Below are 15,068 nucleotides of genomic sequence, written 5' to 3'. Positions count from 1 at the left end.
AGCCCTGCTCGAATCACGCGACGCCGCCCTCAGCCGCTGAGGTACCACGGCGCATGCGCGGCTCGATTGCGGGTAGCTGCCGACGACGCGCAGAAAGGAGGTACCGGGATGCCGGTGCTGGCCATCAACCGATTCGAACGCTTCTTCCGGGCGGCGGCGAGTCTGGACGTCGACAAGAACGACCTCAAGCGCTACAGCGACTTCGTCGACCAGAAGGTGTACGACCTGCTCCTGATCGCACAGGCCACGGCGAAGGCGAACGGTCGCGACGTCATCGCGCCGCATGACCTGCCGGTGACGAAGGGCCTGCAGGAGCGCATCCACGAGTTCCGGGAGCTCGACGAAGAGATCGAGCTGCGCCCCATCCTGGACGCGCTCACCCCAAGGCCACCGCTGGACCTCGCACTGGGCGACGAGACCGAGCGCCGGTTGCCGGGCATCGTCGGTGGCCTGAGCGTCGCGCTCGCGCGCACCTTCAAGATCATGGAGCCTGAACGCAAGAACCCGCAGACCGCACAATGGGACGCGGCACTCCGGATCTTCAACCTTCTGCTGTGATCGGAAGGCACAGGCCACGATGAGGCGGCACGGGCCGGAACAGCACCAGGACCGTGCCGGCCAGCTCGCTGCACTGTGGGTCGAGAGACCCCCTCGGCCACCCCCGAACCTCAATCCCGGTCCGGCCGAGGTCAGATCCCGGCCGTCCCGGACAGGCTCGTGAAGCCGGCCCTACCGCCGGCTGAGCACCTCCCGGTGGAACCGCTCCACGAGCGCCCGCGCCTCGTCCACCCGCCCGGCCGGCACGACGAGGTCGGCCATCTGCTCCCGAATCCAGTGGGCCCACGGCGACGGCGCCAACCGGGTGGCGGTGAACACGATCCGCATCGGCGCCGTGCCCACCAGCTCCACGCTGGTCAGCGCCCCGGTGGGCGCGAACGCCGCATACGTGCCCGGGCGCCGCAGCACCCCGAGCCGCCCGACCAGTACCTCTCCTGTGCGGCCGCGCCGCGCCGCCGGCCCGCCGGCGCCGAGCCACAGCACCAGCCACGTGGCGGCGCCGACGAGCACCAGGAGGGCGAGGACCGCGAACAGCGTGGACACCTCGGTCACCAGCGCCACGACGACGGCCACGCCGCCGGCGGCAGCCAGCGCGACGAAGGTGGGCCGGTTGAGCCGCTGCTGGCGGGCGCGCTCGGCCGCGACGGCGGACGCCCACTGCGCCTCGTCGTAGCTCCACCTGACCCAGCAGTGGCCGGCCTCCAGCTCGGCCATTTCCTCGACGTACCGCTGCGGCCCCATCACCCGCAGCACCACGAACGCCCCCATCCCCCAGACGACGAGCACAGCCGCCGCGACCGGCAGGAGGCCGGCGGCCGGTCCCGCCCCGGTGCCCAGCCAGAAGACCGCGGCGACCATCGGCGTGACCGCGTAGATCAGGAGCAGCTGCACCCGAACGTGCTCGACCGCGAGGAGTCTCTTCACGGCCGCCGAGACTAAGCATGTTCACACGCGTCCCGCCGCCTCGGACGACAACCCGACACTGACTTCGGTCTTTCGCCAGCCGTTGATCGAGGGAGTTTGGCGGTGGGTCGATGTGGCGCTCCCGGCCGTCGCGCCGGGCTGCTCCAGTTGGCTTGCCGGCTCGTGGTGCCGGTTCACGCGGTCGGCTGCGGCAGAGCTGCGAGCCGGGCGAACGCGGCAGGGAGTGCTGTTGTCCAGGGCCAGGTTTCGGCGAGGCGGAGCCGGGTCTGCCGGGCGGTGCGGGTGATTGCGGTCGGCGTTCTCGCCGTGGCCGGCAGTTCCCTGGTCACCCGAAGCGCCCGATCCCGTACGACACTCCGGCTGGCCTCCCGCGTGACCCCGGCCCTGGCCGCCGGCGGCATCACCGTCTTCGGCGCCGGCCTGGTCACCGTCGCCGCCGTCCACCTTGCCACAATCGCCTGACCGGATCGCCGATCGAGCGCTGGTCCCGCTCGCCGTCGTGGAGCGAGCGGGACCGTCACCGCGCCCCGTGGGGAGCGGCGGGTCCGGTCAGGGTGTGTCGGCCGGTTCCGGGGTCAGCCGCGTGTCGGGGGTGCCCATGCGGACCTTCTTCGAGGACGAGGGGTGAATGTGAGCAGCCGACCGCCGCTCCACTGTTGCAACTTAGTGGCAAATACTGCACAGTGGCAGTGGTGGAGCAAGACCATCGTGGCCAGATTGCATCGAGGTGCTGATCGTGGGGGCTCGCGACGGGGCGGTGTCCTACCGGCCGGTCGCCGGCACGCTGCCCGCGGGGACGCATCCCGACGCAGCGGCCGCCAGGTTGGCCGCTTCACTCGTGGGCGCTCGGCGGGAGGCCGTGCCGGCCGAGCAGGGTGGCGCCCAGTGCGATGGTCCTCAGCCTGTCTGGGCGCCGCCACCTCTGACGATTCTGCACTCCACCTCGTGGCGCTACGCCGGCGGTGCCGTGGTGCTCACCCATGTTGCGGTGTTCGACGGCCGTCCCGAGCCGGATGCGGTCCCGCTCGCGCCGCACGGCATCGCCCACTCGGGCGACCCCACAGCGCCGAGCCCGGGGGAGGTCAGCGCGGACGCGGTCGCCGCGCACGCGGTGCGGCACCTGGCGTGGCTGCGCGGCGGCGACGAGGTGGTGGTGGCGGCGACCGCGCTCGCCGGCCACCCGCAGCTATGGCGGGCCTTGAACGGCTACGCCCCTACCCTTGCCGGTGGGCTCGGGATCAAGGAGCCGGACCCGGTTGTTCTGGCCGGTCTGCGCGCGACGTAGGCGGCGTGGTGCGGGAGGGTGATGCAGAACCGCAGACGAGCGGAGCGCGGTGGTCAGGCCGCGACCTGGGCCCGTCGGTGGCCGCTCACTGTTCAGGGGTGTGCGCGGGGGTGAGCCGGTTTCAGGCGACCATTCCGCGGTAGGAGCATGGGCGGCCCCTATATCCGACACCGGAAGGATCGCCATGCCGCAGACCCGGGAGCTCCTTGACACGTTCACCGTGAGTATCCGACCCCAGTTGAGCAGCGAGCGCCTGGGGGCGGCGATCGATGCCATGCTGGAGTGCGAGGAGGCCGTCACGGCTTGCGCCGCCGCGATGGTCACCGAGGACGACGTCCGGACGCTGCAGGACGCGATCATCCGGGATCTGAACTGCGCGGACGTACTGGCGACGACCCGCCGGGTGCTCAGCCGCGGCAGCGACGCCGCGCTGCTCAGCTCGCAGCTGGAGGCGTGCGTGCTGGCCTGCGAGCACAGCGCCGAGCTGTGCGCGCAGCACGCCGGTCACCACGAGCACTGCCGGATGTGCTCGGAGACGACCGTTCGGTGTGCCGAGGCGTGTCGGCAGGCCCTGCGCGGCCTGCACGGCTAACCGGGCGGGAGCGGGCGTATCCCTCGTGCACGACCGGACAGGCCGCGGCGGGCGAACCCCTCGGGTCCGCTCGCCGCAGGTGGCCGCATCCAAGACTTCCGGCCCGTTCAGGACTCCCGGCCGTGCAGGGCGGCGGCCCGGCCCACGCAGACCGCGGCCGCCGTCGTGAGCACGGTGCGCACCGCGTTCGCCGTCCGCCAGCGCCGCTCGAAGCGGGCCCGCGCCGCCGAGACGTCGGCGGTACGGGCCAGCCCCGCGTTCAGCGGCAGGTTGACCGCGCCGGTCACGACCACCGCGGCGCCGTAGAGCGCCGCGCCGGCCGCCGCCCAGCGGGCCGCCCGGTAATCGCCGTTGCGGTGCAGCAGCACGGCCGCGGTGGCCGGGGCGGCCAGGGCGCCGGTGAACACGAGGCCGAACAGCGGGTTCTCGATCGAGCGGTTGATCGAGCGCATCGACTCGGTGAACGTGCGGTCGTCGGTGCCGGCCAGCGCCGGCATCACCGCGGCGTCGAAGGCGAAGAACAGCCCGGCCATCACGCCGGTGCCGGCACCGGCCAGACCGAGCGCCGCGCCCGCCGCGCCGGAGGGGGACGATGGTGCAGCGAACACGGGGGTGTACCTCCAGAATCGGCGAAACCTAGACGAGTGACTTCAGGTCGTTGACGCGGTCGGTGCGCTCCCACGTGATGCCCGGCAGCTCCCGGCCGAAGTGCCCGTAGGCCGCAGTCTGCCGGTACACCGGCCTGAGCAGCTCCAGATCCCGGATAATCGCGGCGGGGCGCAGGTCGAAGACCTCGTTGACGGCCTTCTCGATGCGCTCCACCGGCACCGTCTCGGTGCCGAAGGTCTCCACGAACAGCGAGACTGGGTGCGCCTTGCCGATCGCGTAGGCGACCTGCACCTCGCAGCGCTCGGCCAGGCCGGCGGCGACGACGTTCTTGGCGACCCAGCGCATCGCGTAGGCGGCCGAGCGGTCCACCTTCGACGGGTCCTTGCCGGAGAAGGCGCCGCCGCCGTGGCGGGCGTAGCCGCCGTAGGTGTCGACGATGATCTTGCGGCCGGTGAGGCCGGCGTCGCCCATCGGGCCGCCGATCTCGAAGCGCCCGGTCGGGTTGACCAGCAGCCGGAAGTCCTTCGTGTCGAGCTCCAGCACCTCCAGCTCCGGGCCGACGACGTGCTCGCGCACGTCCGGGACGAGCAGCGACTCCAGCGAGATGCCGGCCGCGTGCTGCGACGAGATGACGACGGTGTCCAGGCGGGCCGGGCGCAGCCCGTCGTACTCGATGGTGACCTGCGTCTTGCCGTCCGGGCGCAGGTACGGCACCGTGCCGTCCTTGCGCACCGCGGCGAGGCGGCGGGCCAGCCGGTGGGCCAGCGCGATCGGCAGCGGCATGAGCTCCGGGGTCTCGCTGCACGCGAAGCCGAACATCATGCCCTGGTCGCCGGCGCCCTGCAGGTCCAGCTCGTCGACCTGGGCGCCCTCGCGCACCTCGATCGCGGAGTCGACGCCCTGGGCGATGTCGGGCGACTGCGCGTCGATGGAGACGCTGACGCCGCAGGACGCGCCGTCGAAGCCCTTGTGCGAGGAGTCGTAGCCGATGCCGAGGACGGTCTCGCGGACCAGCCCGGGGATGTCGGCGTATGCGGTGGTGGTCACCTCGCCGGCGATGTGGACCTGGCCGGTGGTGATGAGGGTCTCGACGGCGACCCGGCTGCGCGGGTCCTGCTCAAGCAGCGCGTCGAGCACGGCGTCGCTGATCTGGTCGGCGATCTTGTCCGGGTGCCCCTCGGTGACGGACTCGGACGTGAACAGTCGGCGTGGCACGGCGGGTGTCCCCTCTACGGATGGTGGTGGTGGTGGCCGAGGCTGACCTGCTGGCCCGGGTCGATCACGACGACCTGGCCCATCATGCCGTTGTCCTCGTGCTTGAACAGGTGGCAGTGGTACATGTACGCCGTGGTCGGATCGGCATAGTCGGTGAAGCGCACCAGCAGCTCGATCCGGTCGCCGGGGCGCAGGTTCACGGTGTCCTTCCAGCCCGACAACGGCGGCGGCGGGGCACGGCCGTTGAGCGCCGCCACCTGGAACCGCGTGCCGTGCAGGTGGAAGTTGTGCTGCATGAAGTCGTCGTTGTGGATCGTCCAGCGCTCGGTGACGTCTCGGGTGGCGACGACGTCGACGCGGTCCATGGCCATCTTCTGCCCGTTGATGGCCCGGTTGGCGAGCTCGAACGTGCGCGGGATCGCGCCGGCGGGGTCCAGCCGGGCGACGTCGGCGAGGTGGGGCGGGACAGGACGGGACTGGCTCAGCGCCGCGGCCGCGCGCAGCTGCAGCACGTCGAAGCGGTCGCCGCCGCCCTGGAACTGCCGCACGACGGTGCCGCCGTCCGGGTCCGGGGGCAGGCTGCGCAGCACGACGCGCTCGCCGGGCTTCATCGCCACGACGATCTCGGCCCGCTCGCCGGTCGACACCTCGATGCGGTCGGTGCGGTACGGCGCGGCCAGCAGCCCCCCGTCGGTGCCGACGAGGTCGAAGGAGCGCCCGTCGGAGAAGGCGAAGAGGTAGCTGCGCGCCGTGGACGCGTTGAGCAGCCGCAGCCGCACCAGCGACGAGGTCACGTCGAGGAACGGGCCCTCGGTGCCGTTGACCAGGAGCGTGTCGCCGAGGATGCCGAGCGTGCCGCCGAGCGGGTTAGGCACGCGGAAGTTCCCGTCGTCCTCGAACCCCTTGTCCTGCACGATGACCGGGAGGTCGTCGACGCCGTACCGCGACGGCAGGTCGGCCGCCGGGCCGCTGCCGTCGACGATGACCATGCCGGCCAGTCCCTTGTAGACCTGCTCCTCCGCGCGGCCGTCGGGGTGGGGGTGGTACCACAGCGTCGCCGCCGGCTGGTTCACCGTCCACGCCGCCGTGCCGGTGCCGCCGGTCCTGATCGGGTGGGCCGGCCCGCCGTCGGCGGCGGCCGGCAGGTGCATGCCGTGCCAGTGCACGGTGGTCGCCTCGGGCAGGCCGTTGTGCACGTCGACCCGGACCTTCTCGCCCTGCTTGAGCCGCAGCGTCGGGCCCAGGTAGGCGCCGTTGTACCCCCAGGTGGCCGTCCGCCCGTGCCCGAAGTCGCTGACCCCGGGCCGGGCGTCGAGGGCGAACCGGCGCACTCCGCCGCCATCCACAGTGGACTCGGCGAGCGGCGGGACCCGCAGCGGGTGCTCGAAGCCGACCCGGCCGACGGTGTCGACGGGCGGGCGCAGGACGAGCCAGCCGCCGTAGCCGAGTCCCCCGGCGACGAGACCGAGGACCACGGCGAGCAGCACCCGCAGCGGGCGGAGCGCGTTCATCCCGGTACCGCCGTCATCGCGGTACCGCCGAGGGAGCCGCCTCGCGCAGGTCGGCCACGACGGCGGCGGCGAAGTCCGGCGGCGCGTCGCGGAGGTAGAAGTGGTCGCCGCGGAACACCCGCAGCCGGAACGCGCCGGTGGTGGCGAGCTGCCAGCCGGCGACGTCGTCCGGCGCCGCGATCGGGTCGCGGTCGCCGGCGTAGGCGTAGATCGGGTGGTCCAGCGGCCGCCCGCCGGTGGGCAGGTACGTGTCGTTGATCCGGTAGTCGGCCCGCAGGCTGGGCAGCAGCGCCTCGATCGCGCGGGTGTGCCGCAGCGACTTCGCCGGCAGCCCGCCGAGGCTCGACACCTCGGCCAGCATCTCATCGTCGCTGAGCAGGTGGGAGAACGGCGGCGGCACCGGCGAGTGCGGCGCCCGGCGCCCGGAGACGACCAGGCATCGCGGCTGGGGCAGGCCGAGGGTGCGCAGCCGGTGCGCGGTCTCGAACGCGACGGCGGCACCGAGGCTGTGCCCGAAGAAGGCGAACGGGCGGTCCAGCATCGGCGCCAGGGCGCCGGTCAGGTCGTCGACCAGCGGCTCCATCCGGTTGTACGGCGGCTCCAGCAGCCGCCCGTCGCGGCCGGGCAGCACGATCGCGCACACCTCGACCACGCCGGGCGCCAGGCGCTGGCGCCACAGGTTGTAGAACCGGCTCCCGCCGCCGGCGTGGGGGAAGCAGAACAGCCGCAAGGGCCGCTCCCCCACGCCGCCGGACCGGTCGGCCGACAGGCCGCTGAACCAGGGCGAGCTCATGCCCGGCTCACCCTGCCTGGTACGCCGGGGCGTGCAGCTCGGCGACCGCGCGGGCGACGACGGTCGGCACCTCGATGGGCAGCATGTGCCCGGCGGCGGGCAGCCGCTCGTAGCGGGCGCGCGGCATGGCCGCCGCGATCGCCTCGCCGAGCGCCGGGTCGACGACCTTGTCCTCGGCGCCCGAGAGCACGACGGCCGGCACGGTCACCGCGGCCAGGCCCTCGCGCAGGTCCATGTCCTTGCTGGCCCGGAAGGCGGCCTCGCGGATCTTCCGCGGTACGGTCGCGAACAGGCGCCGGTTGGTCTCCTGCTCGTGCGCCGGGACGGCCGGTCCCAGCGTGTGCCGCAGCATGCCCCGGCCGACCGGGCCGCGGCCCAGGGCCCAGCTGAACACCGGGTTGCCCATCATCCTGGCCTCGCCGTCACCGACGTACTGGCCGTGGGCGGCGGTGCCGAGCAGGACGAGCCCGCACAGCCGGCCGGCCGGGTCGGCCGCGTCGGCGATGGCGAAGGCCAGCGCGCCGAAGCCGCCGCCGGAGTGCCCGACGACGATGACCGGCCCGTCGGCCGTGCCGGCCACCGCGGCCAGGTCCCTGCCGACCCGCTCGACGGTGAACGGGTCCGAGCCGATCGTGGAGCCCTGGTGGCCGCGCTGGTCGTAGGTGAGGACCGGGAAGCCGTCGGCGACGAGCCGGGTGACGACGGCGTCCCAGGTCGGGCGGCCGGCGCCCCAGCCGTGCGCGAGCACGACGGTCGGGGTTGCGGGGGTGACCGCGGCCGGGGTGTGCGCGGTGACGGCCAGCCGGGCGCCGTCGTCGGTGCGCACCCGCAGCTCGATCGGCGCCGGGGTGGCCGGCGCGTCGCCGCGCAGCTGCTCGTCGAGGCGCTCGAACGCGGCCTTGGTCGCGTTGGTGTGCTCCTTGGCGATGTCGGCCAGCTTGGAGAGGATCTTGGCCGGGCCCTGCGGGTCGGCCAGGAAGTGCATCTGCAGCCGGGTCCGGCCGCCGTCCAACGGCTCCAGCCGGTAGGTGCTGACGCCGCTGAACGCGCCGCCGACGTAGTCGGCGACGAGCAGCCGGCCCGGCTCCACGATGCGAGTGCGGGCGATGAACCGCAGCTTCGGGCCGCCCTTGTCGACGCCCTTCGGGTGCACGGTCACCTCGACCGTGCCGCCCCGGCGGTCCGGCGAGCCGGCCGTGGTCCGGAACGTGTTGGCCGGCACCCACCACTTCCGGGCACCCTGGAACTCGGCGATGAGCGCGTCCCAGACCCGCTCGGGCGACGCGCCGATGACCGCGTCGTTGACGATGTCGTAGCGATGCATGACCACTCCTCAGGCAGAAGAAACCGCAAGCGGCGCCGGGCGCCGTGTCAGGCGAAGAAGCCCTGACCGGGGGTGAGGATCCCGTCCGGGTCGAAGCGCTGCTTGGCCAGCCGGACGATCGGCCACTGCGGGCCGAAGTGCCGGCGCCAGTCGGCGCCGGTCATGTTCGGCACGGCGCCGACCAGGTAGCGCTTGGCACCGAGGGAGACGCCGAGGTCGTACAGGCGCCGGTTCTGGCTGAGCATCCGCGCGATGTCGCCGGTCTGGTCCGGGCCGGGGAAGCGCAGCAGGTCGAACAGGTAGGTGACCGGGTCGCCGCTGCCCGGGAGCATGAACATGGGCCGGGTCAGCCGCCGGGTCGGGAACGGGTAGAGACCCGTGAAGCCGCCGCCGAGGTCGGCCGCGGTGAGCTCGGCGACAACGGCGCGTACGAACGGGCGCACCGACGCGGCCGGGAACACCATGCTGAGCCACGGCTTGGCCTGGGTCCAGTAGCCGCCGTCCTTGAGGAACGCCTCCCACCCGTCGGCCCGGAAGATCCACTCCCGGTAGGTGTAGTCGGCGACATCGAGGGAGGCGCGGTCGTCGCGCAGGCCGGCCAGCAGCCGGGCCTGGTCGGGCGCCGCCGGGCCGTCGTGGTAGGAGACAGCCTCGATCTTGTACCGCCACCCGCTGCCGTCGGCCGTGGGGACGATGCCGCCCTCCTGGTGCTCGAACCGGGCTTCGCGCATGATCCGCTCGGCGTCGGCCATGTAGGTGGCCAGATCGTCGTAGTACAGGTTCAGGTTGAGCGCGCGGGACTTGGCCGGCACCAGCTTGATCTTGGCGCGGGTGATGATGCCGTACTGCCCGCCGCCGGCCAGCACCGCGTTGAACACGTCCGAGCGGCTGGTCGCCGAGGCGGTGACCAGCTCGCCGGTGCCCAGGATCACGTCGACCTCGAGGACGGTGTCGCAGAGCAGGCCGTAGCGCTGCACCGTGCCGCCCACGCCGCCGACCGAGATCACGCCGCCGATGGAGAGGTTGAGGTAGTCGGTCAGCGCCGCCGGCGTCTGCCCGGTCGCCAGGGCCGCGTCGGCCAGCTGAGCCCAGGTGACGCCGGCGTCGACGACCGCGGATCCGGTGTCGATGCGGTGGATGGTGTGCCGTGAGCGCGAGTCGATCGCGATGCCGCCGGGCACGAGGGCCTGGCCGTAGTTCGAGTGCGACTCCAGGTCGGTGCCGGTACCGCTCTGGCCGTTCACCGCCACCGGCAGCTTCAGCCGCCGGGCGTACCGGATGATCTTCACGATGTCGGCGTCCGAGCCGGGCCGAAGCACGGCGCGCGGGGCGCCGCCGGCCAGCTCGCCGAAGTCGTGCGAGAAGCCGGCCAGCACCGACGGCGCCGTCTCCAGCGTGCCGTCGAGGGCCGGGACCGGGACGGTGCCGGGCGGGGCGGCGGCCGCCGCGGTGACCCAGCCGCCGGCCTGGCTGAACCCGACGACCGCGGCCGCGGCCGCGCCCTTGAACAGTGTGCGACGCGACGTCGTCATCGCGCTCACGCTGCCCGGGCCGGCGCGCCGGCGCCCGTGGCCACCGTGACCTGGTAGGACTCGAGGTCGAACTTCTTGGTCAGGCCGCGGAAGCGCCACGTGTACGTCGGCCAGATCGACGAGTTGCGGCCGTTGGCGTCGAGGTACCAGCTGGCACAGCTGCCCGCGTTCCAGACCGTGCCGTGCAGCAGGCCGGCCAGCCGCTCGTTGTAGGCCGCCTGGGCCTCCGGCCGCACCTCGACGCTGGTCAGTCCGCGCTTGTCCATCTGGCGCACCGCGTCGATGATGTAGGCCAGCTGGGCCTCGATCATGACGGTCTGCGACGAGTGGCCGAGCGTGGTGTTCGGGCCGAGCATCATGAACAGGTTCGGGAAGCCGGCGATGGTGGTACCGCGGTGCCCGGCCATGCCGTCGCTCCACGCATCGGCCAGGCGCACGCCGCCGCGGCCGTAGACGCGCTCGGCGATCGGGCGCGAGGTGGCCCGGAAGCCGGTGCCCAGGATGATGGCGTCGACCGGGCGCTCCCGGTCGTTGACGTCGACGACGCCGGTCGGGGTGACGCGGCTGATGCCGTCGCTGACGATGTCCACGTTGGCCGAGGTGATGGCCGGGTACCACGTGTTGCTGAACAGCAGCCGCTTGCACCCGACGGCGTAGTCCGGGGTCAGCCGGGCGCGCAGCTGCTCGTCGGCGACGCTCTTCTTCAGGTGCTTGGCGGCCATGCCCTGGATGCTCTGGCTGGCCTTCTTCGGGTCGCTCATGAAGAACGCGACGATCTCGCGGCCCCACATGTTGAAGTTGCGCCGGAACTTCTGGTAGCCCGGCACGTGCTTGCGCACCCAGATGTGCGAGGCGCCGATGGTCTTGTTCGGCTTCGGCCCGACCCACGGGGGCGTGCGCTGGTAGAGGTCCAGGCGGCCGACCTCGGGCTGGATCGCCGGGACGAACTGGATCGCCGAGGCGCCCGAGCCGATGACCGCGACCCGCTTGCCCTTGAGCTCGAAGTCGTGGTCCCAGTTGGCCGAGTGGAACATCGCGCCTTGGAACGACGACAGGCCCTCGATGTCCGGGATGGACGGGTCGCTGAGGTAGCCTGTGCCGGTCACCAGGACGTTCGCGGTGTAGTCGCCCTGGCTGGTGTGCAGGCGCCACACCTTGGCGGCCTCGTCCCAGCGGGCCCCGAGCAGCTCGTGGTGGAAGCGGATGAACGGGCCGATGCCGTACCGCTCGGTGCACCACTTGAGGTAGTCGAGGACCTCGTCGCGCTTGGCGAAGGTGGTCTTCCACTCGGCGCGCGGGGCGAACGAGTAGGAGTACAGCAGCGCCATGACGTCGCAGGCGCAGCCCGGGTAGGTGTTGTCCCGCCAGGTGCCGCCGATCTCGCCGGCGCGCTCGAAGAGCAGGAAGTCGTCCGAGCCCTGCTGGCGCAGGCGGATGGCCATGCCGAGCCCGGAGAACCCGGTCCCGATGATGGCGACCTTCACGTGGCGCCCGGGGCCGCCGCTGCCGCCCGGACCGCCGGAGCCGACCTCGGCCGGAGTCTCAACAGTGCTGGTCATTGCGGGTTCCCCTCTAGCGCCGGGTGAGCACGACGCGGAAGTTGTTGAAGTACTTGTCCTCGAGCGTGTAGGCGAAGATGTCGAGGTAGCGCTCGAAGCGGGCGACCACGGTCTCGCCCTCCAGGGCCACGGCCTCGGCCCGGCGCTCGGCCAGGTACTGCAGCCACACCCGGCAGGCGTCGGCGAACGACAGCTGCTCGTTCTTGATCTCGTTGACCTCGAACAGGCCCTCGGCGCCGGCGGTCAGCTCCGACAGGTGCGGGATGTGGCAGCCGGCGAACTCCTCCCGCTGCAGGAACTTCAGGTCGTCCAGCAGCTGGCGGTTCAGCGGCAGGCGCTCGGCGGTCATCGTGTGCAGCACGAAGCCGGCGCCGGGCTTGAGCAGCGAGTGCACCCGCTCGAAGAAGAACTGGTAGCGCTTGGTGCGCTCCTTCGGCGGCAGGCTGGAGAGCACGAAGTGCTCGAGCGCGTTGATGCAGAACGCGCCGTCGTAGGGCTGGTCGGTGGTGTGGTCCTCCCACGACTCGACCCGCGCCTCGATCGCCGGGTTGTTCAGCGTCTCGATCCAGTCGACCTGCGTGCGGCTGAGGGTGAGACCGACGCCCGCCTTGGCGCCGTGCACGCGGGTGACCCGGTCGAGCATCGTGCCCCAGCCGCAGCCGATGTCCAGCACGCGGTCGGCGCCCTTGACCCGGGCGAGCTCGATGAAGGCGTCGAGCTTGCGGTACTGCCCCTCGTCATGCGCGGCGTAGCGGTCCTCGCCGTCGCTCCAGTACCCGCCCGAGTACATCATCGTCGGGCCGAGCACGATCCGGTAGAACGCGTTGCTCACTTCGTAGTGGTGGCGGATCGCCCCGACCTCGGGGTTCACCGGACCGGCCAGGACCGTCGTCATGCGGACCTCCTTGTCGCTTCCTGCGGTTGATTGCATGGCGGCACTTCTATGGCTGCGAGGTGTGAGGTAACCGGTTCGCCGCAACAGCCGCGCAACGGCGACGACGCCGCGGTGCGCCCCGCGCCGGCGGCACACGGCCCCAGGCCTGCGGCCCGTTCTCCCGCAACACGACGGCCGCCCAGGTCAACGCCATATCGACGGACGTTGCGGCCCCGTTGCGCCGGACACCGTTTGCTACGAGCCAGGCAGAACCGTGGAGATGACAGGAGCCAACCAGATGGACATGCCCACCGTCGAAGAGCTCGCCGACCAGCTGCGTGAGGTTTCGGGTGCCGCCGCCGTCGACCCCGACGCCCCGATCCAGCACATCGCCGACGTCGACTCGCTGGACCTCATGGAGTGGCTGTACGGGTTCCAGAACAAGTACCCGCACATCCCGGCGGACGAGTCGCTGTTCAAGGACATCGACGACACCACCACCATGCGGGTCGTGCACGGTCGCATCGCGGCGCTGGTGAGCGAGCCGGCGGCGTCGTGAGCGCCTTCGGCATCACCGGCTGGGGAACCGCCGTCCCGGAACAGGTGCTGGCCAGCTCCGAGCTGGCCGGCCTCCTGGGCGTGGACGAGGACTGGATCGTCAGCCGGTGCGGCATCCGCGAGCGGCGCATCGTGTCGCCCGGGCAGACCACGGCGAGCCTCGCGGTGGACGCCGGACGGGCGGCGATCGCGCGGGCCGGGCTGACCGCGGCCGACATCGCGCACCTGGTCGTGGCGACCGCGACGCCGGAGCAGCCCTCGCCGGCGACCTCCGCGTTCGTGGCCCACGACCTGGGCCTCAAGGCCAGCGCGCACGACGTGAACGCCGAGTGCTCGGGCTTCGTCTACGCGCTGCTGCACGCGGTGGCGCTGATGCAGCTCGACCCGCGGCCGATGCTGGTCGTGGGCTCCGACACGCACAGCCTCTCGGTCGACCCGGCCGACCGGGACCTGCGAATCCTCGTCGGCGACGGCGCGGCCGCGGTCGTGCTGACGCCGGAGCCGCGCGACAAGCTGCTCGCCTTCGACCTCGGCGCGGACGGCGCGTGCACCGGCAGTCTCAAGGTGCTCGCCGGCGGCAGCCGGATGCCGACCACCGTGGAGACGGCCCAGCAGGGCCTGCACTACGCGCGGATCAACGGCAACGAGATCTACCTCAACGCCGTGCGCTTCACCGTGCGGACCGTGCGGGCGACGCTGGAGAAGGCGGGGGTGAAGGTCGGCGACGTGGACCACGTCGTGCCGCACCAGGCCAACATCCGGATCATCAACTCGGTGCTCAACCACGCCGGGATCGACCCGGAGCGGCTGGTCACCAACCTGGATCGGTACGGCAACACCGCCTCCGCGTCCATCCCGCTGGCGTTGTCCGAGGCGCTGGACGCGGGCCGCATCAAGCAGGGCGACCTCGTGCTGCTGGCCGGCTTCGGCGCCGGCATGACGTGGGGCTCGATGCTGATCGAGTGGGGGGCCGACCGATGACCGACACCGTTGGCCGCCCCCGGCCGGCCTCGCCCGTCGCGCTGGTCACCGGCGCGTCGGGCGGGCTCGGCCAGGCGCTGGCGATCGAGCTCGACGCCCTCGGGTGCCGGGTCGCGGTGCACTACAACAGTTCGGCCGAGGGCGCCGAGGCCGTGCGGGCCAAGCTGCACAACGACGCGATCGTCGTCAGCGGCGACGTCGCGTCCTGGGAGGCGGTCCAGGCGATGAACGCCGAGATCGAGTCCCGGCTCGGCCCGGTCGACGTCCTGGTGAACAACGGCGCCATCCGGCGCGACTCGCTGATGGCCATGCAGTCGCCGGCGGACTGGCGGGCGGTCATCGAGACCAACCTCATCGGCACGTTCCACACGTGCCGGGCCGCCGTGCCCGGCATGCTGCGCCGCCGGTGGGGCCGGATCGTCAACATCGTCTCGCCGTCCGGGCTCATCGCCACGGCCGGGCAGACCGCGTACTCGGCCTCCAAGGCCGGGGTGATCGGGCTGACCCGGACGCTGGCGGCCGAGTGCGGCCGGCGCGGCGTGACCGTCAACGCGCTGTCCCCCGGCTTCATGATCACGGGGATGACGCAGGACCTGTCGGACGCCGTCACCGAGGGGATCCGGTCCAAGACGCCGATCCCGCGGTTCGGCCGGACCGAGGAGGTCGCCCGGGCGATGGGCCTGTTCCTGGACGGCGACTTCATTACCGGCCAGGTGCTGAGCATTGACGGCGGCGTTTCCGTTACCTGAATCT

General features: G+C 72.2%; 15 protein-coding genes. 6 read left to right on the top strand and 9 right to left on the bottom strand.

The features are described from left to right. Positions 1 to 108 precede the first annotated feature (108 nt). Complete coding sequence (locus ACQP1P_RS15730; RefSeq protein WP_433087388.1) at positions 109 to 558, top strand: DUF1931 family protein; 450 nt, start codon at positions 109 to 111, stop codon at positions 556 to 558. Between the two features lie 171 nt (positions 559 to 729). Here ACQP1P_RS15730 and ACQP1P_RS15725 read toward each other — a convergent pair whose 3' ends face one another. Further along, complete coding sequence (locus ACQP1P_RS15725; protein ID WP_433087386.1) at positions 730 to 1,482, bottom strand: hypothetical protein; 753 nt, start codon at positions 1,480 to 1,482, stop codon at positions 730 to 732. Between the two features lie 727 nt (positions 1,483 to 2,209). On the opposite strand from ACQP1P_RS15725, the gene ACQP1P_RS15720 reads away from it, so the two are divergent. Both ACQP1P_RS15720 and ACQP1P_RS15715 read left to right on the top strand, forming a co-directional pair. Beyond that, positions 2,210 to 2,767: a hypothetical protein gene (locus ACQP1P_RS15720; RefSeq protein WP_433087384.1), complete on the top strand. Its 558-nt coding sequence runs from the start codon at positions 2,210 to 2,212 to the stop codon at positions 2,765 to 2,767. A 220-nt stretch (positions 2,768 to 2,987) separates the two neighbouring features. Beyond that, positions 2,988 to 3,359 (top strand): four-helix bundle copper-binding protein, encoded by a 372-nt coding sequence (locus ACQP1P_RS15715; RefSeq protein ID WP_433087382.1) that lies wholly within the window; start codon positions 2,988 to 2,990, stop codon positions 3,357 to 3,359. A 107-nt stretch (positions 3,360 to 3,466) separates the two neighbouring features. Here the strand turns inward: ACQP1P_RS15715 and ACQP1P_RS15710 are convergent, their stop codons facing one another. From ACQP1P_RS15710 to ACQP1P_RS15675, 8 genes are read right to left on the bottom strand one after another with little or no spacing between them, the layout of a single operon-like run. Continuing rightward, on the bottom strand, positions 3,467 to 3,967 hold the full coding sequence (locus ACQP1P_RS15710; RefSeq protein ID WP_433087380.1) for a DUF1772 domain-containing protein: 501 nt from the start codon (positions 3,965 to 3,967) through the stop codon (positions 3,467 to 3,469). Positions 3,968 to 3,995: 28 nt separating this feature from the next. After that, on the bottom strand, positions 3,996 to 5,183 hold the full coding sequence (metK, locus tag ACQP1P_RS15705) for a methionine adenosyltransferase (protein ID WP_433087378.1): 1,188 nt from the start codon (positions 5,181 to 5,183) through the stop codon (positions 3,996 to 3,998). Between the two features lie 14 nt (positions 5,184 to 5,197). After that, entirely contained in the window at positions 5,198 to 6,694 is a 1,497-nt protein-coding gene (locus ACQP1P_RS15700; RefSeq protein WP_433087376.1) for a multicopper oxidase family protein, read from the bottom strand. Positions 6,695 to 6,707: 13 nt separating this feature from the next. Continuing rightward, on the bottom strand, positions 6,708 to 7,487 hold the full coding sequence (locus ACQP1P_RS15695) for a thioesterase II family protein (RefSeq protein ID WP_433087374.1): 780 nt from the start codon (positions 7,485 to 7,487) through the stop codon (positions 6,708 to 6,710). 7 nt (positions 7,488 to 7,494) lie between these two features. Next, the gene (locus ACQP1P_RS15690; protein WP_433087372.1) at positions 7,495 to 8,811 is read right to left on the bottom strand and encodes an alpha/beta fold hydrolase; all 1,317 of its coding nucleotides are present in this window, start codon (positions 8,809 to 8,811) and stop codon (positions 7,495 to 7,497) included. A 47-nt stretch (positions 8,812 to 8,858) separates the two neighbouring features. Next, the gene (locus ACQP1P_RS15685) at positions 8,859 to 10,343 is read right to left on the bottom strand and encodes an FAD-binding protein (protein ID WP_433087370.1); all 1,485 of its coding nucleotides are present in this window, start codon (positions 10,341 to 10,343) and stop codon (positions 8,859 to 8,861) included. A gap of 5 nt (positions 10,344 to 10,348) precedes the next feature. Then, positions 10,349 to 11,902 (bottom strand): flavin-containing monooxygenase, encoded by a 1,554-nt coding sequence (locus ACQP1P_RS15680; protein ID WP_433087368.1) that lies wholly within the window; start codon positions 11,900 to 11,902, stop codon positions 10,349 to 10,351. Between the two features lie 13 nt (positions 11,903 to 11,915). Further along, positions 11,916 to 12,797 (bottom strand): class I SAM-dependent methyltransferase, encoded by an 882-nt coding sequence (locus tag ACQP1P_RS15675; RefSeq protein ID WP_433087366.1) that lies wholly within the window; start codon positions 12,795 to 12,797, stop codon positions 11,916 to 11,918. 283 nt (positions 12,798 to 13,080) lie between these two features. On the opposite strand from ACQP1P_RS15675, the gene ACQP1P_RS15670 reads away from it, so the two are divergent. The 3 genes from ACQP1P_RS15670 to ACQP1P_RS15660 are packed head-to-tail and all read left to right on the top strand — an operon-like array spanning position 13,081 to position 15,064. Beyond that, a complete protein-coding gene (locus ACQP1P_RS15670; protein ID WP_433087364.1) occupies positions 13,081 to 13,335 on the top strand; it encodes a hypothetical protein in 255 nt (84 codons plus the stop codon). Further along, the gene (locus tag ACQP1P_RS15665; protein WP_433087362.1) at positions 13,332 to 14,315 is read left to right on the top strand and encodes a 3-oxoacyl-ACP synthase III family protein; all 984 of its coding nucleotides are present in this window, start codon (positions 13,332 to 13,334) and stop codon (positions 14,313 to 14,315) included. Before ACQP1P_RS15670 ends, ACQP1P_RS15665 begins: the two co-directional genes overlap by 4 nt. Then, positions 14,312 to 15,064, top strand: coding sequence for an SDR family NAD(P)-dependent oxidoreductase (locus ACQP1P_RS15660; protein ID WP_433087360.1), 753 nt, complete (start codon positions 14,312 to 14,314; stop codon positions 15,062 to 15,064). Before ACQP1P_RS15665 ends, ACQP1P_RS15660 begins: the two co-directional genes overlap by 4 nt. The last annotated feature ends 4 nt before the right edge of the window (positions 15,065 to 15,068 follow it).

The organism is Dactylosporangium sp. CA-052675, assembly GCF_050947935.1.
GTDB lineage: Bacteria > Actinomycetota > Actinomycetes > Mycobacteriales > Micromonosporaceae > Dactylosporangium.
The sequence above is the reverse complement of the archived record's forward strand: the minus strand, read 5'-3'. Positions and strand labels throughout refer to the sequence as shown.

Excerpts from the sequence above, each read along its gene's own strand:
- ACQP1P_RS15730 (WP_433087388.1), top strand. The coding sequence starts at position 109 with ATGCCGGTGCTGGCCATCAACCGATTCGAACGCTTCTTCCGGGCGGCG.
- ACQP1P_RS15700 (WP_433087376.1), bottom strand. The coding sequence starts at position 6,694 with ATGAACGCGCTCCGCCCGCTGCGGGTGCTGCTCGCCGTGGTCCTCGGT.
- ACQP1P_RS15695 (WP_433087374.1), bottom strand. The coding sequence starts at position 7,487 with ATGAGCTCGCCCTGGTTCAGCGGCCTGTCGGCCGACCGGTCCGGCGGC.
- ACQP1P_RS15690 (WP_433087372.1), bottom strand. The coding sequence starts at position 8,811 with ATGCATCGCTACGACATCGTCAACGACGCGGTCATCGGCGCGTCGCCC.
- ACQP1P_RS15685 (WP_433087370.1), bottom strand. The coding sequence starts at position 10,343 with ATGACGACGTCGCGTCGCACACTGTTCAAGGGCGCGGCCGCGGCCGCG.
- ACQP1P_RS15680 (WP_433087368.1), bottom strand. The coding sequence starts at position 11,902 with ATGACCAGCACTGTTGAGACTCCGGCCGAGGTCGGCTCCGGCGGTCCG.
- ACQP1P_RS15675 (WP_433087366.1), bottom strand. The coding sequence starts at position 12,797 with ATGACGACGGTCCTGGCCGGTCCGGTGAACCCCGAGGTCGGGGCGATC.
- ACQP1P_RS15670 (WP_433087364.1), top strand. The coding sequence starts at position 13,081 with ATGCCCACCGTCGAAGAGCTCGCCGACCAGCTGCGTGAGGTTTCGGGT.
- ACQP1P_RS15660 (WP_433087360.1), top strand. The coding sequence starts at position 14,312 with ATGACCGACACCGTTGGCCGCCCCCGGCCGGCCTCGCCCGTCGCGCTG.